Origin of the sequence: Polaribacter sp. BAL334, from assembly GCF_015767435.1 — a bacterium.
In the GTDB taxonomy this organism is placed as follows: domain Bacteria; phylum Bacteroidota; class Bacteroidia; order Flavobacteriales; family Flavobacteriaceae; genus Polaribacter.
The window spans coordinates 1-524 of record NZ_JADWOV010000030.1; the positions used below are offsets into that span (position 1 = coordinate 1).

At 33.6% G+C, this 524-nt stretch carries 1 protein-coding gene; it reads right to left on the bottom strand.

The genetic code is table 11. The annotated features are described in order from the left end of the window. Positions 1-479: DUF4861 family protein (locus tag IU405_RS00165; protein WP_197436653.1), on the bottom strand; the 479-nt coding region annotated here is incomplete at its 3' end. Positions 480-524 lie beyond the last annotated feature (45 nt).

Below are 524 nucleotides of genomic sequence, written 5' to 3' on the forward strand. Positions count from 1 at the left end.
ATTCCGCTAGAAAGTGTGCCTCCTTTGATGTTTTCTTCCACCATTTTTTGGGCAGTTGGTCCATAGGCTCTGAAAGCAACTCTATTATTTTCCCAAGCATAATCATCTGTTCTTTCGGGTACAAATCGAGAGTAACAATATTCGATTGTTTGTTTGGAAGTTTTTTTTGAAATCTTTACAACCTCAAACTTCTCTTCTGAATGTGCTTTTATAGTGGGTTGAAATAGAAGTTGATCCATAGTACCATCACCATCCAAATCTACAGTTTGCGATACTAATAGTTCTTTTGTTTTCACATTCTTTATGCCATAAAGGCTTAAATCAGCAAGCTGTAATTGCTCTTTTGTCAATTCAATAGTTTCAAATTGTCGGTCTATAGTCAACGTATTTTTTACGGTGATGATAATCTTAGATACTTCTTTTTTGGATGAAAAAAAGAGCAGCAATGGACTTATCGGTATTAAAATTTTAGTTTTCATTTTAAACTATTCGTTAGATGGTTTTCCAATCGTAGCTAAAATACC